The sequence below is a fragment of the Microbacterium sp. SLBN-111 genome (assembly GCF_049739645.1).
Classification (GTDB): Bacteria; Actinomycetota; Actinomycetes; order Actinomycetales; family Microbacteriaceae; genus Microbacterium.
The window spans coordinates 1,739,324-1,758,699 of the sequence record NZ_JBMGQH010000001.1; the positions used below are offsets into that span (position 1 = coordinate 1,739,324).

At 72.4% G+C, this 19,376-nt stretch carries 19 protein-coding genes and 1 riboswitch; of the genes, 12 read left to right on the plus strand and 7 right to left on the minus strand.

Annotation, left to right across the window (positions count from 1 at the left end; translation table 11 throughout):
- Window positions 1–11 precede the first annotated feature (11 nt).
- Window positions 12–1,670, minus strand: a complete 1,659-nt coding sequence (locus RKD05_RS08215; RefSeq protein ID WP_424709279.1) for a D-alanyl-D-alanine carboxypeptidase — start codon at window positions 1,668–1,670, stop codon at window positions 12–14.
- A gap of 37 nt (window positions 1,671–1,707) precedes the next feature.
- Window positions 1,708–1,817: riboswitch (TPP riboswitch) on the plus strand.
- On the opposite strand from RKD05_RS08215, the gene RKD05_RS08220 reads away from it, so the two are divergent.
- From RKD05_RS08220 to RKD05_RS08230, 3 genes are all read left to right on the plus strand, one after another.
- Window positions 1,809–2,438, plus strand: a complete 630-nt coding sequence (locus tag RKD05_RS08220) for an ECF transporter S component (RefSeq protein ID WP_424709281.1) — start codon at window positions 1,809–1,811, stop codon at window positions 2,436–2,438. Its footprint overlaps the riboswitch before it by 9 nt.
- Window positions 2,438–3,889 carry an ABC transporter ATP-binding protein gene (locus RKD05_RS08225; RefSeq protein WP_424709282.1) on the plus strand — a complete coding sequence of 484 codons (1,452 nt, stop codon included), beginning with the start codon at window positions 2,438–2,440 and terminating at the stop codon, window positions 3,887–3,889. Before RKD05_RS08220 ends, RKD05_RS08225 begins: the two co-directional genes overlap by 1 nt.
- On the plus strand, window positions 3,886–4,674 hold the full coding sequence (locus RKD05_RS08230) for an energy-coupling factor transporter transmembrane component T family protein (RefSeq protein WP_424709284.1): 789 nt from the start codon (window positions 3,886–3,888) through the stop codon (window positions 4,672–4,674). The genes RKD05_RS08225 and RKD05_RS08230 overlap by 4 nt, the downstream gene beginning before the upstream one ends.
- Window positions 4,675–4,695: 21 nt before the next feature.
- Here RKD05_RS08230 and RKD05_RS08235 read toward each other — a convergent pair whose 3' ends face one another.
- Entirely contained in the window at window positions 4,696–5,190 is a 495-nt protein-coding gene (locus tag RKD05_RS08235) for a GNAT family N-acetyltransferase (RefSeq protein ID WP_424709286.1), read from the minus strand.
- Between the two features lie 114 nt (window positions 5,191–5,304).
- Here RKD05_RS08235 and RKD05_RS08240 point away from each other — a divergent pair, with 114 nt between their 5' ends.
- Genes RKD05_RS08240 through RKD05_RS08255 form a run of 4 tightly spaced genes read left to right on the plus strand, consistent with a single transcriptional unit; the run spans window position 5,305 to window position 8,686 of the window.
- Window positions 5,305–6,276, plus strand: coding sequence for a hypothetical protein (locus RKD05_RS08240; RefSeq protein WP_424709287.1), 972 nt, complete (start codon window positions 5,305–5,307; stop codon window positions 6,274–6,276).
- A 45-nt stretch (window positions 6,277–6,321) separates the two neighbouring features.
- Window positions 6,322–7,083: an SDR family NAD(P)-dependent oxidoreductase gene (locus tag RKD05_RS08245; protein WP_424709289.1), complete on the plus strand. Its 762-nt coding sequence runs from the start codon at window positions 6,322–6,324 to the stop codon at window positions 7,081–7,083.
- Entirely contained in the window at window positions 7,080–7,856 is a 777-nt protein-coding gene (locus RKD05_RS08250; RefSeq protein ID WP_424709290.1) for an enoyl-CoA hydratase/isomerase family protein, read from the plus strand. The genes RKD05_RS08245 and RKD05_RS08250 overlap by 4 nt, the downstream gene beginning before the upstream one ends.
- Window positions 7,853–8,686 carry an SDR family oxidoreductase gene (locus RKD05_RS08255; protein ID WP_424709292.1) on the plus strand — a complete coding sequence of 278 codons (834 nt, stop codon included), beginning with the start codon at window positions 7,853–7,855 and terminating at the stop codon, window positions 8,684–8,686. The genes RKD05_RS08250 and RKD05_RS08255 overlap by 4 nt, the downstream gene beginning before the upstream one ends.
- Window positions 8,687–8,811: 125 nt before the next feature.
- On the opposite strand, the gene RKD05_RS08260 is transcribed toward RKD05_RS08255, so the two are convergent.
- A complete protein-coding gene (locus RKD05_RS08260) occupies window positions 8,812–9,657 on the minus strand; it encodes a Cof-type HAD-IIB family hydrolase (RefSeq protein WP_424709294.1) in 846 nt (281 codons plus the stop codon).
- Window positions 9,658–9,999: 342 nt separating this feature from the next.
- Here RKD05_RS08260 and rlmN point away from each other — a divergent pair, with 342 nt between their 5' ends.
- The 4 genes from rlmN to RKD05_RS08280 all read left to right on the plus strand — a co-directional run bounded on the left by rlmN (window position 10,000) and on the right by RKD05_RS08280 (window position 14,561).
- Window positions 10,000–11,298 carry a 23S rRNA (adenine(2503)-C(2))-methyltransferase RlmN gene (gene rlmN / locus RKD05_RS08265; RefSeq protein WP_424709296.1) on the plus strand — a complete coding sequence of 433 codons (1,299 nt, stop codon included), beginning with the start codon at window positions 10,000–10,002 and terminating at the stop codon, window positions 11,296–11,298.
- Between the two features lie 75 nt (window positions 11,299–11,373).
- Window positions 11,374–12,387, plus strand: a complete 1,014-nt coding sequence (locus RKD05_RS08270; protein WP_424709298.1) for an aldo/keto reductase family protein — start codon at window positions 11,374–11,376, stop codon at window positions 12,385–12,387.
- Window positions 12,388–12,465: 78 nt separating this feature from the next.
- Window positions 12,466–14,097, plus strand: coding sequence for a DUF4407 domain-containing protein (locus tag RKD05_RS08275; RefSeq protein ID WP_424709300.1), 1,632 nt, complete (start codon window positions 12,466–12,468; stop codon window positions 14,095–14,097).
- Complete coding sequence (locus RKD05_RS08280) at window positions 14,097–14,561, plus strand: NUDIX domain-containing protein (protein ID WP_424709301.1); 465 nt, start codon at window positions 14,097–14,099, stop codon at window positions 14,559–14,561. Before RKD05_RS08275 ends, RKD05_RS08280 begins: the two co-directional genes overlap by 1 nt.
- 324 nt (window positions 14,562–14,885) lie before the next feature.
- Here the strand turns inward: RKD05_RS08280 and RKD05_RS08285 are convergent, their stop codons facing one another.
- Window positions 14,886–15,860 (minus strand): zinc-binding dehydrogenase, encoded by a 975-nt coding sequence (locus tag RKD05_RS08285; RefSeq protein WP_424709303.1) that lies wholly within the window; start codon window positions 15,858–15,860, stop codon window positions 14,886–14,888.
- Between the two features lie 69 nt (window positions 15,861–15,929).
- Between RKD05_RS08285 and RKD05_RS08290 the strand changes: the two genes are divergently transcribed.
- Window positions 15,930–16,508, plus strand: coding sequence for a TetR/AcrR family transcriptional regulator (locus RKD05_RS08290; RefSeq protein WP_424709304.1), 579 nt, complete (start codon window positions 15,930–15,932; stop codon window positions 16,506–16,508).
- 129 nt (window positions 16,509–16,637) lie between these two features.
- On the opposite strand, the gene RKD05_RS08295 is transcribed toward RKD05_RS08290, so the two are convergent.
- From RKD05_RS08295 to RKD05_RS08305, 3 genes are read right to left on the minus strand one after another with little or no spacing between them, the layout of a single operon-like run.
- A complete protein-coding gene (locus RKD05_RS08295) occupies window positions 16,638–17,111 on the minus strand; it encodes a hypothetical protein (protein WP_424709306.1) in 474 nt (157 codons plus the stop codon).
- Window positions 17,112–17,133: 22 nt separating this feature from the next.
- Window positions 17,134–18,261, minus strand: a complete 1,128-nt coding sequence (locus tag RKD05_RS08300) for a hypothetical protein (protein WP_424709307.1) — start codon at window positions 18,259–18,261, stop codon at window positions 17,134–17,136.
- A complete protein-coding gene (locus tag RKD05_RS08305) occupies window positions 18,258–19,151 on the minus strand; it encodes an ATP-binding cassette domain-containing protein (protein ID WP_424709309.1) in 894 nt (297 codons plus the stop codon). Before RKD05_RS08305 ends, RKD05_RS08300 begins: the two co-directional genes overlap by 4 nt.
- Between the last annotated feature and the right edge of the window lie 225 nt (window positions 19,152–19,376).

Below are 19,376 nucleotides of genomic sequence, written 5' to 3' on the forward strand. Positions count from 1 at the left end.
AGCACAGGCGCTCAGTCGTTGAGTCCCAGCAGGTCGAGCGGGTGGGTCAGCCGCCACCACGGGCTCGGCGGGTCGATGTCGTCCCGGAGCCGCACGTCGACGGTGGCGGCGTCGAGCGGCCCCGTCGCGATCAGTTCGCCGACGCTCTCGCCCGCGTCTCGGGCATCCCCGAGCGTGAACGAGGTGTCGGCGGTGGCGCTCGCGCCGTTCCACAGCACGTTCTGCGCGTCGGACGCGGTGACGAGCGCGACGTCCTCGCCCCACAGCGTCGTCGCCTTGCCGACGACGGTCCCCGCGGGCACGGACGTGCGGAGCTGGATCTCCTCCGCCAGCCGCGCGTACAGGTCGCGGGACGCCTGGTCGCGGGAGTCGGGCCCCGGCTGTCCGAGGACCGACGCGTACGTGCGCACCGTGACCGATCCCACCGTCAGGTCTTTCGCGGACAGCAGGTTCCAGGCATCCAGGGTCCCGGTCTTGATGCCCACGACGCCCGGGTCGGCGAGCAGCGGGTTGCCGTTCTTGAACGTGCCGGCGCCCGGCAGAGTGAGCTCGGGCGTGCGGACGATCTCGGCGATCACGGGGTTCTGCAGCGCCTTCTCGGCGAGGGTGATGAGGGCGGCCGGGGTCGCGGTGTTGCCCGCCTCGATCCCGGTGGGGTTCACGATCGTGATGCCCGAGATGCCGCGGTCGGCCAGGTACGCGGTCGCGGCGGCGACGAAGTCGGAGTTGGACGGCCAGAGATCGGATGCCAGTCGCTGGGCGTAGTTGTTCGCGGAGGCGATCAGCATGCCCTGGAGCATCTGCAGTTCCGTGAGGCTGCCGTCCACCGGGACGTCGAGCGAGGACTCCCCGCGGAAGCGGTACTGCCAGTAGTCGTCGCTGTCGGCCTGCGTGAATGCGTACGACTTCCCCTGCTCGCCGGGCGCGAGCGGCAGTCGGTCGAGCACGAGCAGGGCCGTGACGACCTTGGTGATGCTGGCGATCGACTCGGGGGCATCGGCCGAGGACAGCACGCCGCCCATGCCCTGCACTGCGATCGCCGCCTCGCCCTGGGCGGGCCACGCGGGGACGGCGGCGGGCGCCGCGGCGGTCTGCACGACGAGTGGAGTCACGCGGGGCGCCACGGCGTTCAGCGGCCACAGCAGCGTGACGGCGACGTACACCGCGACGAGCAGCAGCAGGACCACCGGCGGCACGACCGTGCCCGGACGCAGCGCGCGGCGGCGGCGTCCGGCGAGCAGGTCGGGCGGGCGCGGACCCTTCGCGGTGAGCGCGAGCTCGGGCGCGGGGCGCGGGGCCGCCGCCGCGGCGGGGTCGACCCACGTCAGCGCGATCGGTGCGCCGATGAGGATGCGCTCGGGGGCGGCGGCGGTGGCGGGCGCCGGGGCGTTTGCGGGCGCGACCTCGGGAGGAGCGGAGGATTTGGGAGGAGCGGAGGATGCCACGGCGGGGATCGGTCCTCCCGCGGCCGCATCTCCTCCCTCTGTCACGCCCACGGCGGCGAAAGGCCCGGCGGTGGACGGCGCGGCGGCGGGCAAGGCGCCGGACGGCGCGGCGGAGGGCGCAGGGGTGAAGGCAGTCGCGGGCGCCGGGTCGTCGGCATCCGTTTCGCGCGACGGATCGTCCCGGTCACGCAGCTCGCGCCGTGTGGCCGGGGTCTGGTCGTGCACTCGCCCACGCTACCCCGGGGACCGGCCTATACTCTGGTTTCACAACCACGGGAGTCCGGTGAGCCGGGCTGAGAGGAAGCGACCCACGCTTCGACCGTCGAACCTGATCCGGATCATGCCGGCGCAGGGAGGAGAGAAATGCACACGTCCACGTCTGCCCGGACGGCCCCCGCCGTCGCCACGTCCGACCGCCTCCGCTGGCGGGTCGTCGACATCGTCGTGACCGCCGTCCTGGGCGTCGCGATCGGTCTCGTCTTCTGGGGCTGGAACACCGTCGGCGGCCTCTGGTTCACCGCGATGGACGGCCTGACGCCCGGCCTCGGCGGCATCGCGGTCGGCATCTGGCTGCTCGGCGGTGTCGTCGGCGGCCTCATCATCCGCAAGCCCGGAGCGGCGCTGCTGGTCGAGGTCATCGCCGCGATCGTGTCGGCCCTCATCGGCAACGTGTGGGGCATCAGCACGATCTACTCGGGCCTCGCGCAGGGTCTCGGGGCCGAGCTGATCTTCCTCGCGTTCCTCTACCTGCGTTTCTCGCTGCCGGTCGCGATGCTCGCTGGTGCGGGCGCGGGTGTCGGTGCGTGGGTGCTGGAGTTCTTCACCGGCAATATCGCGAAGACCGCCGAGTTCAACCTGCTGTACCTCACCACGCTCATCGTCTCGGGCGCGGTCCTCGGCGGTGTCGTGGGCTGGCTGCTCGTCCGTGCGCTGGCCGCGAGCGGCGCGCTGAGCCGCTTCGCCGCGGGACGCGAACGCCGCCGAGAGGTCTGATGCCGCATCCGGCGCGCGTCGACGTCGACGGCTGGGGGTGGCGGTACGCCGGACGTCGGCTGCCGGCCACCCGCGACGTCGACCTGACGATCGAACCGGGGGAGCGGGTGCTACTCCTCGGCGCCTCCGGGGCCGGGAAGTCGACGCTGCTCGCCGGCCTCGCCGGCCTCCTCGGCGGCAGCGACGAGGGCGAGGCCACGGGGCGCATCCTCGTCGACGGGCAACCGCCCGAGGTGCAGCGCGGACGCATCGGTCTCGTCCTGCAGGACCCCGAGGCCGGCGTCGTGCTGTCGAAGGTCGGCGACGACGTCGCCTTCGGCTGCGAGAACCTCGGTCTGCCGGCGGATGCCATTCCCTCGCGCGTCGCCGAGGCGCTGGCATCCGTGGGACTCGACGTGCCGCTCGACCGCCCGACGAAAGCGTTGTCGGGCGGCCAGAAGCAGCGCCTCGCCCTCGCCGGTGTGCTGGCGATGCGCCCGGGGCTGCTGCTGCTCGACGAACCCACCGCCAATCTCGACCCCGACGGGGTGCGCGAAGTGCGCGCCGCGGTGGAACGTGTGGTTGCGCGCGACGAGACGACCCTCGTGCTCATCGAGCACCGCACCGCGGTGTGGGCCGACCTCGTCACGCGCGTGATCGTCCTCGCGCCCGGCGGCGGGCTGCTCGCCGACGGCCCGCCCGCATGGGTGTTCGCGGAGCACGGCGACGCGCTCGCCGCGGCGGGCGTGTGGGTGCCGGGGCGTCCGGTCGACCTGCCCGTGCTCGCTCCGGCGTCCTCGTCGATGGATGCCACGCTCTCGGCATCCGCTCTCACGATCGGTCGCGAACGCCGCACGCCCGTGCGCGCGGGACTCGACGTCGTCGTTCCGGAGGGTGCGGGGACAGTCGTCACGGGACCCAACGGCGCGGGCAAGTCGACGCTCGCGCTGACGCTCGCGGGGCTCCTGCCCGAGCTCGCGGGCGAGGTCGTCGCCGCGCCGTCGCTGGCCGCGCGGGGGGTGCGGCGCCCGTCGCGCTGGCGGTCGACCGAACTGCTCACCCGCATCGGCACGGTGTTCCAAGAACCCGAGCACCAGTTCCTCGCCTCGACGCTGCGCGAAGAACTCGCCGTCGGTCCGCGGGCGCTCCGGATGCCGGCGGCCGAGGTCGACGCGATCGTCGACGAGCTGCTCGAGCGGCTCGACCTGGCATCCCTCGCCGAGGCCCACCCGTTCACCCTCTCGGGCGGACAGAAGCGACGGCTGTCGGTCGCGACCGTGCTCGCGTCGTCGCCCGCGGTGATCGTGCTCGACGAGCCGACGTTCGGTCAGGACCGGCGCGGCTGGAGCGAGCTCGTCGCGCTGCTGCAGCGCGAGATCGCCCGCGGACGCACCGTGGTGGCCGTCACGCACGACGCCGACGTGATCCGGCATCTCGGGCAGCACCGCATCGTCCTCGGGAGCGCCGCATGACCGCTGCGCTCACGGTGCCCCAGCGCACCCGGCCCTGGCTCGACGGCGTGAACCCCGTCACGCGCATCGTCATCGCGCTCGTGCTGTCGGTGCCGCTGTTCGCGACGCTCGACCCGGTGAGCGCGTCGGTCGCGATCGTGCTCGAACTCGCGTGCGTGCCGCTCACGGGACTGGCGTGGGGGATCGTTCTGAGGCGGCTCGTGCCGGTGGTCGTTTTCGCGCCCGTCGCCGGTGTGAGCATGCTGCTCTACGCGAAGCCCGGCGGAACCGTCTACGGACAGTTCCTGTTCGCCATCGTGAGCGACGACTCGATCGCCCTGTCCCTGGCGGTCATGCTGCGCGTCGTCGCGCTGGGCCTCCCCACGATTCTGCTGTTCGGTCGCACGGACCCGACCGAGCTCGCCGACGGCCTGGCGCAGGTCGCGAAGCTGCCGAGTCGGTTCGTCCTCGGCATCCTCGCCGGTGCGCGCACGGTCGGGCTGTTCGTCGACGACTGGCGCACCATGACGCTCGCGCGGCGCGCACGCGGCCTCGGCGACCACGGCGCACTGCGGCGGTTCCTCGGGATGGCATTCGTGCTGCTCGTCTTCGCCGTCCGGCGCGGCACGACCCTCGCGACCGCGATGGAGGCCCGCGGCTTCGGGGCACCCGTCGAGCGCACGTGGTCGCGCCCGTCTCGCCTGCACCCCCGCGACGGCGTGGCGCTCGCGGGCGCGATCGTGCTGATCGCCGCCGCGCTCACCGTCGCCGTGTCGACCGGCGCGTTCCGCTTCGTCGGCGGGTGAGGTGCGGCGGCGCGCCGGATGTCAGAGGACGCGCTCGAAGCACAGCGACTCCGGCATCGTCGCGACGTACGGCTCGTAGACCGGGATCGGGGTGAATCCGGTCCCCGCGTACAGCGCGAGCGACTCGGGCTGCATCGGGCCGCTCTGCAGGATCACGCGTCCGGCACCGCCCTTGCGCGCCCGCGCGACGACCGCCTCGGTGAGCGCGCGGCCCACGCCGCGTCGGCGCGCGGCGCCCGTCACGATCAGGCGCTTCAGCTCCCACTCCTCGCCGAGGCGGCGCAGCAGCACGTGGCCGAGCGCCGAGCCATCGGCATCCATCGCCAGAAAAGTCGCCACGACCTCGTCCGCGTGGACCGCCAGGGCCGCCGCGCGCTCCTCCGCCTTGCCCGGCGGATCGTCGGCGTCGGCACCGCCGTAGCGCTCGTCGAGATCGAGATCCAGGATGCCGCGCAGCTCGATCGCGCGCGGATCGTCGAGATCGACGATCTCGATGCGGAAGCCGGGGTCGCCCACCGCACGAGCGTAAAGAACCTGGCCGCGGGACGATAGGCACTTGCGCATCCGACGCCCGTCCTGCCTAATCGGAAAGTGCTTTTCTCGTCGGGGCTGGGTGAGTCCGGGGGCGCGATGGGATTCTCGTTCGGCCTGGTGGCCGTGAGCGTCGCCGTTTCGGCCGCGGTGCTCTTCGTCGCGCTTCCGCGGCTCGGCAAGCCGGGAGCCCCGACGTTGTTCCTGCGCCTGACCGCGGTTTCGGGCCTCGCGGCCGTCGCGTCGAGCGTGATGTACCTCATCTTCATCGCCGGCGGCGGGATCGTTCCGCGCGTGGTGGGCGACACCGCGATGGTGCTCGCCCCGGCGGTGTTCTTCATCGCGCTCCGGGTGCTGTCGGGTGATCGCGCGCGGCGCTGGTCGGTGGCCGTCGTCGCCGTGGGGCTGGGTGTCGCGATCGTGTCGGCCACCGCGCCCCTCTCTACCTCGGGCATCGTCAAGGTCGCCATGCTCGCCGTGGTGTGTGCAGCGTGCAGCGTGGCGGCCGCGCGTTCGGACGTCGAGCCGTGGGCACCGATGCGCCTGCTCATGGTGACGTGCGGCGGGTACGCGGTGTTCTGCATCGTCCGCCTTCTCGTCGGTCTCCTCCTGGGCCTGGACTCGGCGGTCTACACCGCGGTGTTCTCCTTCGCTCCGGTGACCGCCGCGGGATGCCTCGCGGTTCTGTTGATCGGGATCGCCGTCGTCCGCCTCTTCGTGGCCCGCCGCGCCGTACCCGAGCGTCCCGCGGGTCGCCCCGCGGGAGCGATCGTCGTTCTCGGAGACTGGGATCTCGCGTCGGCCGCCTACGGCACGGATCGAATGCGCGGGCTGGTGAGCGACCTCCGTGAGGCCGGGCGCACGCTCGACCCGGATGCCGCGGACGTCCCGCGCGGGATCGAGGTGGGAGTCGCGCAGCCCGTGGCGGCCCTCGCGCACTGCCTCCGCTCGCAGTTCGGCTGGGGCGCCGACGAGATCACGCTGCTCGCGGACGGGGCCTCGACGGGGGCGATCCGGACGCCCATGCGGCGCAGGATCGGCTGGTCGCGGAGCCGTCTGCCGCGAACCTGAGTCCCGGGTAGAGTGACACTGAGTTTCTGCTTCGAAGGAGAACGCATGGACATCGCGGGAGCATCCGCCCTCGTCACCGGAGGGGCCTCGGGGCTCGGTCTCGCCACCGCGCGTCGCCTTGCCGCCGCCGGCGCCCACGTCACGATCGTCGATCTGCCGTCCTCGCCGGGTGCGGCCGTGGCCGACGAACTCGGCGGCACGTTCGCGGCGGCGGACGTCACGGATGCCGAGCAGGTCGCCGCGGCCGCGGCGCTCGCCGCGGAGGCGGGCTCCCTGCGGGTCGTGGTGAACTGCGCCGGCATCGCGCCGCCCGCCAAGGTGCTCGACCGCGACCTGAAGCCCACGCCCCTGGCCGACTTCGAGCGGCTCGTGCGCATCAACCTCGTCGGCACGTACAACGTGATCGCGCAGACGTCGGCGCTCATGGCCGCGTCCGAGCCGGCGGAGGGCGGGGACCGCGGCGTCATCGTCAACACCGCGAGCGTCGCCGCCTTCGATGGGCAGATCGGCCAGCCCGCGTACTCGGCGAGCAAGGGCGGCGTGCACGCGATGACCCTCCCGATCGCGCGCGAGCTCGCGCGCCATGGCATCCGGGTCGTCACGATCGCCCCCGGCATCATGGAGACGCCCATGCTCAAGGGACTGCCGCAGGCCGCGCAGGACTCGCTCGGACAGCAGGTGCCGTACCCCTCGCGGCTCGGCGCCCCCGACGAGTACGCGCGGCTCGTGCTGGCGATCGTCGACAACGGCTACCTCAACGGCGAGACCATCCGCCTCGACGGCGCGATCCGGATGGCACCGAAATGACCGACGGCATCCTGCTCTCCGTCGACGCGGGGCTCGCCCGCGTCACGTTCGACCGTCCCGCTTCGCTCAACGCGATGGACTTCCCGATGGCCCGCCGCTGGCGCGAGGTCGCGCACGAGGTCACGTCCGATGCCTCCGTCGGAGCCGTGATCCTGGATGCCACCGGCCCCGCGTTCTGCGCCGGCGGCGACGTCGTGGCCATGGCGACGACCGGCGCGTCGGGTGCCGATGTCACCGAGACCGCGGAGGCGATCCACGACGGCATCCGCACGTTCGTCGAAGCGCCGCTGTCGATGGTCGCCGCCGTCCAGGGGGCGGTCGCGGGCGGCGGGCTCGGGCTGATGCTCACCGCGGACTACGTCGTCGCGAGCGAGAACGCCCGCTTCGTCAGCCGCTACGCGAACATCGGCCTCACCCCCGACCTCGGCGTCTCGACGCTGCTCCCGGCCGCGATCGGACAGCGCCGCGCGCTGCAGCTGCTGCTCCAGGACCGGATGATCGACGCCGCGGAGGCCCTCGAGTGGGGGTTGGTCGCCGAGGTCGTGGCATCCACCGATCTGGCGTCGCGGGTCGACGAGATCGCGCGGTTCTGGCTCGCCGGGGCGACCGCCGCGTTCGGTCAGGCGACGCGGCTCGTGCGCGTCGGAGCCGGGCGCACGTTCGCCGAGAACCTCGCCGATGAGGCTGCCACGATCGGCGCGGCCTTCGAGACCCCCGAGGCGCGGGCGCGGGTCGCGGCCTTCGCCGCCGCCTCCGCGAAAGGACGCTCATGACCACGCTCGCCGGCAAGACCATCCTGATGTCGGGCGGCAGCCGCGGCATCGGCCTCGCGATCGCGCTGCGCGCCGCGCGCGACGGCGCGAACGTCGCGCTGCTGGCCAAGACCGACACCCCGCACCCGAAGCTCGAGGGCACGATCCACACCGCCGCCGACGCGATCCGGGCCGCGGGCGGGCAGGCGCTGCCGATCGTCGGCGACGTTCGCGACGAGGAGTCGATCACCGAGGCCGTGCTCCGCACGGTGGGGGAGTTCGGCGGCGTCGACATCGTGGTGAACAACGCCAGCGTCATCGACCTGTCGGGGTCGCTCGACCTCGCGACCAAGAAGTACGACCTCATGCAGGACGTCAACGTTCGCGGGACGTTCCTGCTCTCGCGCGCGGCCGTGCCCGTCTTGAAGGACGCCGAGAACCCGCACATCCTGTCGCTCTCGCCGCCGCTGAACGTCACGCCTCGCTGGCTGGGGGCGCACACGGGCTACAGCCTCGCGAAGTTCGGCATGACGATGGCGACGCTCGGTCTCGCCGCGGAGTTCGCCGACGCCGGGATCGCGGCCAACACCCTGTGGCCGCGCACGACGATCGCGACCGCGGCGGTGCAGAACGTCATCGGCGGCGACCGGCTCATGCGCGTCTCGCGCACGCCGGAGATCTACGCGGATGCCGCGTACGAAGTGCTCACGTCCCCGTCGCGCGAGCTCACCGGACAGACGCTGATCGTCGAGGACGTGCTGCAGGCCGCCGGGGTGACGGACTTCTCCGGCTACGCCGCGGTCCCTGGGACCCCCGACGACGCGATGTACCCCGACATCTTCCTGGACTGAGGCGGGGCGGCCGCTCGGGGTCGCGGGGCGCGGCGCAAGGTGGGCATAAACGCTGTGCCTCGGCGGAAACGCTGCGGCCGGGCGTTTCTGCCGAGCAGGAGCGTTTAGGCGTGAGGGGCGCCGGGTCAGAGCAGCCCGAGCTCGGCGAAGGCGTTGTGCACGCCGTCGTCCAGGACCGCGGTCGTCACGCGGCCGGCCAGGCGCTGCAGCTCGACGGGGGCGTTGCCCATCGCGACGGGGGTGCCGACGACCTGGAACATCTCGACGTCGTTCCAGGAGTCGCCGATGCCGATGGCATCCGCTGGATCCAGGCCCAGGTGCTCGAGCACCTCGAGGATCGCCGACCCCTTCGTGACGCCCGCGAGCCCGATCTCGCCGTTCGACCCGCCGGGGAGCGGGATCGACCCGGGGATGACGTGGAACCGCTCGCCCAGTTCGGCACCGGCGTGCGCAACCGTGTCGGCGACGGGGCTGATGAACACCGCCTTCGCGACCCGGCCGCGATCGACCTCGGCGAGGGGCCGGGCACGGGGGATCGACGTCGTCGGCTCCCCGTCGAGCCCCCGCGCCGCGAGCTCGGCGGCCCGCTTCGCGAGACGCTCGCGCACGTACTCGCGCATCATCGGCTCGATACCCGGCGAAGCGAACACCGCCTCGTGCGTCTGCAGGAAGTAGTGGATGCCATGCGCCTCGAAGTACGTCTCGATCGCCGCCACGTCCGCGCGGGGCATGGGGTGCTCCACGATCAGTTCGTCGCCGCTCGTGGCGTACGCCCCGGCGTTGCTGATCGCGCCGTCGAAGCCGATCGCGCGCACGTCGGGGTGGATGTCGCCGTCCGCCCGCCCGGTGCACAGCCACACGAGGTGGCCGTTCGCGCGGGCGCGGCGGATGGCGGTCACGGTCGAGGGGGCGATCGTCGAGCCGTGCTCGGCGATCGTGCCGTCCACGTCGAGGAAGGCGATGCGGGTCATGGTTCTCCGTGGGTCGGCGCCGGACCGGCCGGTCGGGGCGCGGGCTGCCCCGGCGGTCGACTGCCACCGTACCGGGCGCCGGTATCCGGCTCGTGCGCGGACACAACGAAGGAAATCCGGTGGCACAACTCCTGCGGAACCGCGGGATGCCGCGGGCGCGGGGTCCGTGGCATCCGTATTTTCCTGCGTTGTGTCTGGAGCGGTGCGGTGCGGTGCCGCGATGCGGTCCCGGCCGTCGCGGCGCCATGCCGCGCCACCCGGCCGCGGCGCCCGGCGCGCCGGCCGCGGCGCCCGGCGGAGCGCCCAGCCGCGGCGCAGGTGGGCGCCGGTACCCTGGGAGGTATGACCGATCAGACCCCCGTGCGCGAGACCAAGCCCCGGCAGGGGCGTCCCGCGGGGGCTCCGGCCGACACCGGTATCCGCGAGACGAAGCCCCGCCAGGTGCGGCCGAAGACCGAAGGCTGGCAGCAGGCCAAGGACGAGACGGGCCGCCCACTCCTGCAGTTCGCCAGCCCCAAGCGCGGCAAGCCGCCCGTGCACCTCGCCGACCTCACCGCCGAAGAGCGCGTCGCCAAGGTGAAGGAGCTCGGGCTCCCCGGCTTCCGCGCGAAGCAGCTCGAGAAGCACTACTTCACCCACTACACGTCCGACGCGGCCGCGATGACCGACCTGCCGGCATCCGGTCGCGAAGAGCTCGTCGCGGGGCTGCTGCCGCCGCTGCTCACCGAAGTGCGCCGCCTCGAGACCGACCGCGGCGACACGATCAAGTTCCTGTGGAAGCTGCACGACGGCGCGCTCGTTGAGTCGGTGCTCATGCGGTACCCCGGGCGCATCACGCTGTGCGTCTCGAGCCAGGCGGGCTGCGGCATGAACTGCCCGTTCTGCGCCACCGGCCAGGCGGGTCTCACGCGCAACATGTCGGCGGCGGAGATCGTCGACCAGGTGGTCCGGGCGAACGCGCTCATTCGCGCCGGCGGCCTCGGCGACCCCCGCAAGGTGGGTCACGAGGACGAGCGCGTCACCAACATCGTCTTCATGGGCATGGGGGAGCCGCTCGCCAACTACGCGCGGCTCATGCAGGCCGTGCGCGTGATGGTCGACAAGGAGCACGGCCTCGGCATGAGCGCCCGCGGCATCACGGTGTCGACGGTGGGGCTCGTCCCGGCGATCACGAAGCTGTCGAATGAGGACATCCCGGTGACCTTCGCGCTGTCGCTGCACGCGCCCGACGACGGTCTGCGCGACGAGCTGATCCCGGTGAACTCCCGCTGGAAGGTCGACGAGGCACTGGATGCCGCCCGCGCCTACTTCGACAAGACCGGACGCCGCGTCTCGATCGAATACGCCCTGATCAAGGACATGAACGACCACGCCTGGCGCGCCGATCTCCTCGCCGAGAAGCTGAACGCCCGCGGCCGGGGCTGGGTGCACGTGAACCCCATCCCGCTGAACCCGACGCCCGGGTCGATCTGGACCGCGTCCGAGGTGCCCGTGCAGAACGAGTTCGTGCGTCGCCTCAACGACGCTGGCATCCCGACGACCCTCCGCGACACCCGTGGCAAAGAGATCGACGGCGCGTGCGGTCAGCTCGTCGCCACGGAAGAGGACGAGGCCGCCGCGGCGGAGACGCCCGTCGGCTGAGCGGTTCCCCAGCGTTCGACTTCTGTCTCACCGGCGACGGCCCTCGATGTCGGATGCCGCCGATAGCGTTGACCCATGGTCGGTTATCGCTACCTCGGCAACAGTGGATTCAAGATTTCGGAGATCACCCTCGGCAACTGGGTGACGCACGGCTCGCAGGTCGGAGACGACGCCGCGATCCAGACCGTGCACGCCGCGCTCGACGCGGGCATCACGACGTTCGACACGGCCGACACGTACGCCAACACGGCGGCGGAGGTCGTCCTCGGCAAGGCCCTCGAGGGTCACCGGCGCGAGTCGCTCGAGATCTTCACGAAGGTGTACTTCCCCACCGGTCCCATGGGCCCCAACGACACCGGTCTCAGCCGCAAGCACATCATGGACTCGATCAACGGCTCCCTGACGCGTCTCGGCACCGACTACGTCGACCTCTACCAGGCGCACCGGTTCGACTACGAGACCCCGCTGGAAGAGACGTTCCAGGCCTTCGCCGACATCGTCCGTCAGGGCAAGGCGCTCTACATCGGTGTGTCCGAGTGGACCGCCGAGCAGCTGCGCGAAGGACACGCGCTCGCCAAGCAGCTCGGCATCCAGCTCATCTCGAACCAGCCGCAGTACTCCATGCTGTGGCGCGTGATCGAGGGCAAGGTCGTGCCGACGAGCGAAGAGCTCGGCATCTCGCAGATCGTCTGGTCGCCGATGGCGCAGGGCGTGCTGAGCGGCAAGTACCTGCCCGGTCAGCCCGTGCCCGACGGCTCGCGCGCGACCGACGAGAAGAGCGGCGCCAACTTCATCAAGCGCTTCCTGCGCGACGACGTACTCGAGGCCGTGCAGCGCCTCAAGCCCATCGCTGACGAGGCCGGGCTCAGCATGCCGCAGCTCGCGATCGCCTGGGTGCTGCAGAACCCGAACATCGCGGCCGCGCTCGTGGGCGCGTCGCGGCCCGAGCAGCTCGCCGACACCGTGAAGGCCTCGGGCGTGACGCTCGACGCCGACACCCTCGCGGCGATCGACACGGCCCTGGGTGACGCGGTGTTCTCCGACCCGGAGAACACGTACGAGGTCTCGCCGAAGAGCCGCCTGGTCTGATCGCCACCTGAGCGGGGCCTGGGGGTTGCCTCAGGCCCCGCTCAGGAGAGAGCAGGAACGGCGTCGTACCCTGTGCGAATGTCCTTTTCCGCTCACCGGCCCGGTCGCTTCGGCTCCGACGGCCGTATCGAGTTCACGACGGACGACGATCGCGAGCCTCAGTACCTCGACGACATCCTCGCCCAGCAGCGTGACGACGCCGACGCGTCGGCCGACGCCGTGACCCTCGACGACCCCACCGAGCCCTGGGGCGCGCCGCCCGCCGGCGATGACGACACCGCCCCGTTCGAGTGGCCCGAGCCCGAGCCGTTCGTGGCCGAGTCGGCGCCCGTTCCGGAGCCCACGCCCGCTGAGCCCTTCGCCGCTGAGGCCGAGCCCGCCCCGGCAGAACCCGAGCCCGTGCTGCCCGAGGCCGCGCCGTTCCCCGCGCCCGTGGCATCCGATCCCCGTCCGCCGCGTCTGCGTCGCGCCGATCCTCGCCGCCCCAGCCTGTCGCTCGTGCGCCGCATGGCGGTCCTCGGTGGCGCCGACAACGACGTGCTCGACGAGGTGCCCGAAGAGGTTCCGCGCTTCGTGCAGATGTTCCTCGTGCTCGCCGGGACCGCGCTCGTCTCGTCGCTGTCGATGATGTTCGCGCTGCTCACGGGCGTGCGGATCAGCATCTTCCTCGCGATCCCGCTCGCGCTGGTGTGGGGCCTCATCATCTTCAACCTCGACCGCTTCCTCACCTCGACCATGCGGTCGACGAAGAACGTCTTCCGGCTGCTCGGCCTGGCGTTCCCACGCGTGATCATGGCGGCGCTCATCGGCATCGTGGTCGCCGAGCCGCTGGTGCTGCAGGTGTTCCAGAACGACATCGTCCGCGAGGTCAACTCGACCAACGTGACGCAGGCGCTGAGCGATCAGGATGCCGTGACGAACGGTCCCGAGAAGCAGGCCCTGGATGCCGCGAGCGCCCAGGTCGCCGCGCTGGAGAACCAGGCCGCGACCGGAATCGTCGCTGGAACCTCGTCGACGTCGGCCGAGGCCGCCGCCGCGCAGCAGACCGTCGATCAGCTGACGCAGCAGCTCGCCGCGCAGCAGACCGTGATCGACCAGGCGCGTGCGGTGTACCAGTGCGAGCTGACCGGGCAGGGCGCGGGACAGGTTCCGGGCTGCACCGGGGTCGCCGGTGACGGCGCCAGCTCCGAGGCCGCGAAGGCGCAGCTCGCCCAGGCGCAGTCGTCGTACGACGCCCTGGCGGCGCAGCTGCAGCAGGCGCAGACGTCGTTGGCCACCGCGAACTCGGCGGGGGCCGAGGCCGCCGCCGCGTCGGCCGACCAGAACAAGCAGCAGGCGCAGGACCAGCTCCCCGCCGCCCGCGCGCAGTACGAGTCGGCCCTCACGGCCTACAACGATCGCGCTGCGTCGGTGGCGAACGGCAACGCCGGGGCCGTGGGCCTCCTGAGCCAGATCTCGGCGCTCGAGCGACTGTCCGAGCGTGAGCCGACGCTCCGGTGGGCGCACTGGCTCATCGCCGCGCTGTTCTTCATGATCGAGCTGCTGCCGGTGCTGGTGAAGGTGCTCACCGGGTTCGGCGGTCCGTCGCTGTACGAGAAGGCCGAACGGATGCGCGGTCAGATCGCGCTCGACCGGGTCACGGCCCGCACGTTCCGCAAACGCGCGGACGTGATCGCCGACGAAGCCGCGCGCGTCCCGGCGGGCGTCTGATGGTCGCCTGGAGTGCGGGACTGCTGCTGTACCGGCGGCATCCCGCGCTCGAGGTCCTCATCGCGCACATGGGCGGCCCGTTCTGGGCGCGCAAGGACGCCGGCGCGTGGTCGATCCCGAAGGGCGAGTTCGATCCCGGAGCGGAAGAGCCCCGGGATGCCGCGCGCCGCGAGTTCCGCGAGGAACTCGGCCTCGAACCCCCGGCGGGGGAGTGGGGCGAACTCGGCACTTTCGCCGCGGCGTCCGGCAAGAAGCTCGTCGTGTTCGCCGCCGACGGCACCGGGTTCGAGGCATCCGGATTCGTGTTCGGCGAGTTCGAGATGGAGTGGCCGCCGCGGTCGGGCCGGACGGCGTCGTTCCCCGAGGTCGACCGCGCCGAGTGGAGGGACTTGGATGCCGCCCGCGAGGCGCTCGTGAAGGGTCAGCGCCCCGCGCTCGACGCGTTGGAGCGCCTCCTCGCCTGAGGTTCGCGCCGCGTCGCCCCTGCCGAGTGTCCAAGACACGCCGCGTGCAGGTGGGGTGCAACGGCGTGTCCTGGACACTCGAGCATGCGGCGCTGCCTCGGGTGGGTCGCGAGGGGTTTGAGTGTCCAAGACACGCGGATGCCATGCGGCGCCGTCCGCGTGTCTTGGACACTCAACTGCCCGCCCACGCCCCGCGCTCGCCGCCCACCCGAGCACTCCCGCACGTACCGCCCCAAAACGCCGAGTGTCCAGGACACGCCGCATGCGGGCGGGCCGCAACGGCGTGTTCTGGACACTCGAGCGAGGCGCGCGGACGCCCCGGGCTTACGGGCGCAGCAGCACCTTGCCGACGCGCGGCGAGAAGCTCGCGGCGGCGGCGTCGCGGACGTCCTCGAGCGCGAACGTCGCCGCGACGGGGAGCGTCACGGTGCCGTCGGCGAGGTAGCGCGACAGCTCGCCGAAGAGGGCGCCGCGGGTCTCGGCATCCATCGTCTTGCTGACGACGCTGCCCCAGAAGCCCTTCACGGTCGCCTGGCGGAAGATGATGTCGCCCGCCGACAGCTCGAGCTTGCTCTCGCCCATCGAGCCGAAGATCACGAGCGTGCCGTTCTCGGACAGCAGCGACAGCACGTCGTTCGCCGCCGAGCCGCCGACCGAGTCGACGCCGGCGACGACGCGTCCGCCGTCGATGATCGCGAGGGCCTTGTCGCGCCAGTCGTCCGCGTCGGTCGACACGACGTTCGTGATGCCCTGCTGCGCGAGTTCGTCGACGGCGCTCTCGCGGCGCACCAGACCCAGGACATGGATGCCACGGGCCTTCGCGATCTGCGCGACCATGCGCCCCACCGCACCGTTGGCGGTGTTCTGCACGAGCCAGTCGCCGGCCTTCAGGTCGAGCGAGTGCAGCAGGCTGATCGCGCTGAACGGCATCGAGACGAGCTGCGCGGCCATCTCGTCGGGGAGCGCGTCGGCGACGGGGATGAGGCCGGCGGCGGGGGCGACGACGTACTCAGCCCAGACGCCGAACGTCCCGCCCGTGGCGACGCGCTGGCCGATCTCGAGCCCCTCGACGCCCTCGCCGAGCGCGTCGACGACGCCGACGGCCTCGGTTCCGGCGCGGGCGGGGAGCTCGGGCTTGTACCCGTAGGTGCCGCGGATCGTCCACAGGTCGTGGTTGTGGATCGGCGACAGGAGGATGCGCAGCCGCACCTGGCCGGGGCCGGGCTCGGGGGTCTCGACGTCTTCGACGTCGAGGACGTCGGTCGGTTCGCCGAACTGGGGGTGCACGATGGCGCGCATGTCTCTCCTTGCGTGGTTATTTTGTAACGACCGGTCTAATATAGTCCTCGACCGGGAAGAAGGAAACCCATGGGCAGGATGCCGACGTTCGACCGCCGCGCCGTCGTCGACGCTGCGCGCGACGTGTTCTGGCAGCGCGGGTACGCCGAGACGGGGATCACCGAGCTCGAGGACGCGACCGGACTCACGCGGTCGAGCCTGTACAACGCCTTCGGCAGCAAGCGCGGCCTCTTCGACGCGGTGCTCGGCGCGTACCTCGACGACGTCGTGCGCACGCGCCTCCGGCCCCTCGGCGGCGGCGACCCCGGCGCGCTCGAGGCGTACGTCGAGGAGATGCGCGCCGCCATCGCCGCCGACACCCCGCGTGCTCGCCTCGGCTGCCTGCTGCTCAACGCCGGGTCTTCGCCCCTGGCGTCGGACGACGCCGAGGTCCGCGCGCTCGTGTCGGGGTACGCCGCCGAGATGCGCGCCGCGATCCGTGCTGCCGTCGCCGACCGGCGTCCCGACCTGACCCCGGATGCCGTGGACTCCCTGTCCGCCGTGTGCGCGTCGCTCGTGGTGGCGGCACTGACCCTCGCCCGCGCCGACCGCGACGCGGCCGTGGCGACCCTGGCATCCATCCCGCCGACGCTGGAGACCTGGGGGTAGGCGCGCGGGCCGTTGGCCGCGAGACTGCATCCGGCTGACATCTCGGTTGCAGGTTGCAGTGGGCTTGTCAGGCGCGTGCAGTCTCGGCGATCCGGGACGGACCTCGCCCCGGGACGACCTCGCGGCACCTCACCGCTCCGGGGCGAGTTCGCGGCGCCGCGCCGTCACGGCGAGCAGCGCGACCCCGGCGACCACCGCGACGGCCAGCCAGGCGCCGCCGCGGAGATCCAGGGCATCCCCGTCGATGCGGGGTGCGGCGGCGAAGGGTGACGCGTCGACCGCGGCATCCGAGAGTCCGAGCAGGGGACCGAACAGCCCCACAACGGTCGCGACGCCCACCAGCGCCCAGCCCACCGGCAGCGACAGCCGGGGAGCGACCGCGACGACCAGCGCGGCGACGACGACGAGCGTCAGAGCCGCCACCGCTTGGCCTGCCGCCGCCACCGCGGCATCCCGGATCAGATCGGTCTGCGAGGCGTCGGTCGCGAGCTGGCCGAGGGCCGCGCCCGCGGTCGCCGCGGCGAGGCACGCGACGACGGCGACCACCGCCACGACCAGGTACGCCGCGACCCACCGCACCGGTCCGACGCCCGCCGCACGCACGGGCTCCGCGAGGCCCGCGGCCTCATCCTGCCGGGCGCGCGTGACCCGTTTGGATGCCGGCGCACGCCGCCAGCACCCCGGCCAGGGTGAAGAACACCTCGACGGCGCCCTGCGCGAGCGATCCCTGCGACGCGAGCGCCTGAAGCAGCGCCTGCACCGACGCGATCGAGTCGCCGATGTCGGAGATCGCGGCCGCGAGTCGCGTCGACATCACGCCCACGATCGCCCCGCCGACGGTCCACCCGAGGAGCGAGCCCCGCGCTTCGCGCCACACCAGACCGATCGGTCCCGACAGCGCGGCGCTGGCGGTTGCGTGTCCCCGGCGCGCGGGCAGCAGCGAACCGCCGACATCACGGGCGCTCGACAGGGCGAAGGCCGCGACGAGCGCGACGACGATGACCCCGGCGAACGGCGCGAGCGTCCCGGCCGCGTTCGAGTCGTACGGGCGCGTGTTCTCCGCCCACCCGAACGGCGACACCCACGCCAGGGGCGCGCTCGTCATCCGCTGCAGGTCGGCGCTGGGCGTACCGAGGGCGTTCCCGAGGCCGCACGCGAGGTAGCTCAGCAGCACGGCCCACACGCCGATCGTGTTCGCCGTCCGCGCGGATGCCGCGACCTGCGCCGCGACGAGCCCCACCCCGAGGAACGCGACGCCGGTCAGCGTCGAGGCGGCCCCCATCAGCACGCTCCCGCCCCCGGCGAACCCCATCGCGAGGTACGCCAGGGTCACGAGAACCCCCAGGACGACGTTCGCCAGGATGCCGTGCACCACCGTCGCCACCAGCGGGACGACCCGGCCCGCCGGGGTGGCGGCGATGAGTTCGGCGCGGCCGGCATCCTCGTCTCCGCGGGTGTGGCGCACGGCGAGGAACGTGCTCATCAGCGCCGCGAGCAGCGCGACGAACGGCAGGATGAGGAACGCCGTGAACGCGCCCTCGCCCGTCCCCGATGGCAGGCCGCGGAACAGCAGGACCACGGGGTTCGCGACCGCGGTGGCCAGCAGCGTGGCGCGGTCGGTCTCGTCCGGGAACGTCCCGCGCACCCCGACCACCGCCGATGCGGCGAGCAGCAGGGCGCCGGCGATCCAGATCGTCAGCTGCACGGCATCCCGTCGCCAGCGCGCCCGCAGGAGCAGCCGAAATCCGGTCACGGCTTCGACCCGTAATGGCGGAGGAAGAGCTCCTCGAGCGACGCCGGTTCGACGCGCAGCGCCTGGACTCCCAACGCGCCGAGCGCGGGGAGGAGGGATGCCACGTCGGCGGTGTCGACGGTGAGGTGCACGCGCCCGTCGCGTCGCTGAACCTCGTGCGCCCCGGGCAGGGTCGGCAGGTCGCCGCCCGCGTCGGCGAACGAGACCTGCGTGCGGGTGAGGTGCCGGAGGTCGTCGAGCGTGCCGTCGTCGACGACCCGGCCGGCGCGGATGATGCTGACCCGGTCGCAGACCTGCTCGACCTCGGACAGGATGTGGCTCGACAGCAGCACGGTCGCTCCGCGGTCGCGGACGCGCCGCACCTCGCGCTGGAAGACGACCTCCATGAGCGGGTCGAGTCCGCTCGTCGGCTCGTCGAGGACGAACAGGTCGGCGGGCGCGGCGAACGCGGCGACGAGCGCCACCTTCTGCCGATTGCCCTTCGAGTACGACCGGCCCTTCTTGCGCGGGTCGAGGTCGAACGCCTCGAGGAGCCGCGCCCGCTCGTCGCGGTAGGCCACGGAACGTCCGTCACCGCGCAGCCGCGCGAGCAGGTCGATGGCTTCGCCGCCCGACAGCCCCGGCCAGAGGTTCACGTCGCCCGGGACGTAGGCGATGCGGCGATGCAGGCGCGCCGCCTCGCGCCACGGGTCGTCTCCGAACACCGATACGGTCCCGCCGGTCGCCCGTGCGAGGCCGAGGAGGATGCGGATCGTCGTCGACTTCCCGGCGCCGTTCGGGCCGAGGAAGCCGTGGATCTGCCCTGCCGTCACCTCGAGGTCGAGACCGTCGAGGGCGTTCGTGCGACCGTAGGACTTGCGCAGCCCCACCGTGCGGATCACCGCGTCCATGCCGCGGAGATTACGCCGCCCGGCGCGCGGCTGCCACCCTCGCGCGCGGCTCTCGACCGCGACCCTTGCGTCGCGGCCCGAGACCGCGACCCTTGCGTCGCGGCCCTAGACCGCGAGACTGCATCTGCCTGACATCTCGGTTGCAGCGTGCAGTGGAGTTGTCAGGGGCGTGCAGTCTCGGCGATCGGGGCGGAGGCGCCGGGCGGGGGCGCGGGGTGGGGGCGC

Excerpts from the sequence above, each read along its gene's own strand:
- RKD05_RS08250 (WP_424709290.1), top strand. The coding sequence starts at position 7,080 with ATGACCGACGGCATCCTGCTCTCCGTCGACGCGGGGCTCGCCCGCGTC.
- RKD05_RS08285 (WP_424709303.1), bottom strand. The coding sequence starts at position 15,860 with ATGCGCGCCATCGTGCACCCCCAGTTCGGCGAACCGACCGACGTCCTC.
- RKD05_RS08260 (WP_424709294.1), bottom strand. The coding sequence starts at position 9,657 with ATGACCCGCATCGCCTTCCTCGACGTGGACGGCACGATCGCCGAGCAC.
- rlmN (WP_424709296.1), top strand. The coding sequence starts at position 10,000 with ATGACCGATCAGACCCCCGTGCGCGAGACCAAGCCCCGGCAGGGGCGT.
- RKD05_RS08255 (WP_424709292.1), top strand. The coding sequence starts at position 7,853 with ATGACCACGCTCGCCGGCAAGACCATCCTGATGTCGGGCGGCAGCCGC.
- RKD05_RS08240 (WP_424709287.1), top strand. The coding sequence starts at position 5,305 with ATGGGATTCTCGTTCGGCCTGGTGGCCGTGAGCGTCGCCGTTTCGGCC.
- RKD05_RS08225 (WP_424709282.1), top strand. The coding sequence starts at position 2,438 with ATGCCGCATCCGGCGCGCGTCGACGTCGACGGCTGGGGGTGGCGGTAC.
- RKD05_RS08280 (WP_424709301.1), top strand. The coding sequence starts at position 14,097 with ATGGTCGCCTGGAGTGCGGGACTGCTGCTGTACCGGCGGCATCCCGCG.
- RKD05_RS08305 (WP_424709309.1), bottom strand. The coding sequence starts at position 19,151 with ATGGACGCGGTGATCCGCACGGTGGGGCTGCGCAAGTCCTACGGTCGC.
- RKD05_RS08290 (WP_424709304.1), top strand. The coding sequence starts at position 15,930 with ATGGGCAGGATGCCGACGTTCGACCGCCGCGCCGTCGTCGACGCTGCG.
- RKD05_RS08220 (WP_424709281.1), top strand. The coding sequence starts at position 1,809 with ATGCACACGTCCACGTCTGCCCGGACGGCCCCCGCCGTCGCCACGTCC.
- RKD05_RS08270 (WP_424709298.1), top strand. The coding sequence starts at position 11,374 with ATGGTCGGTTATCGCTACCTCGGCAACAGTGGATTCAAGATTTCGGAG.
- RKD05_RS08230 (WP_424709284.1), top strand. The coding sequence starts at position 3,886 with ATGACCGCTGCGCTCACGGTGCCCCAGCGCACCCGGCCCTGGCTCGAC.
- RKD05_RS08275 (WP_424709300.1), top strand. The coding sequence starts at position 12,466 with ATGTCCTTTTCCGCTCACCGGCCCGGTCGCTTCGGCTCCGACGGCCGT.
- RKD05_RS08245 (WP_424709289.1), top strand. The coding sequence starts at position 6,322 with ATGGACATCGCGGGAGCATCCGCCCTCGTCACCGGAGGGGCCTCGGGG.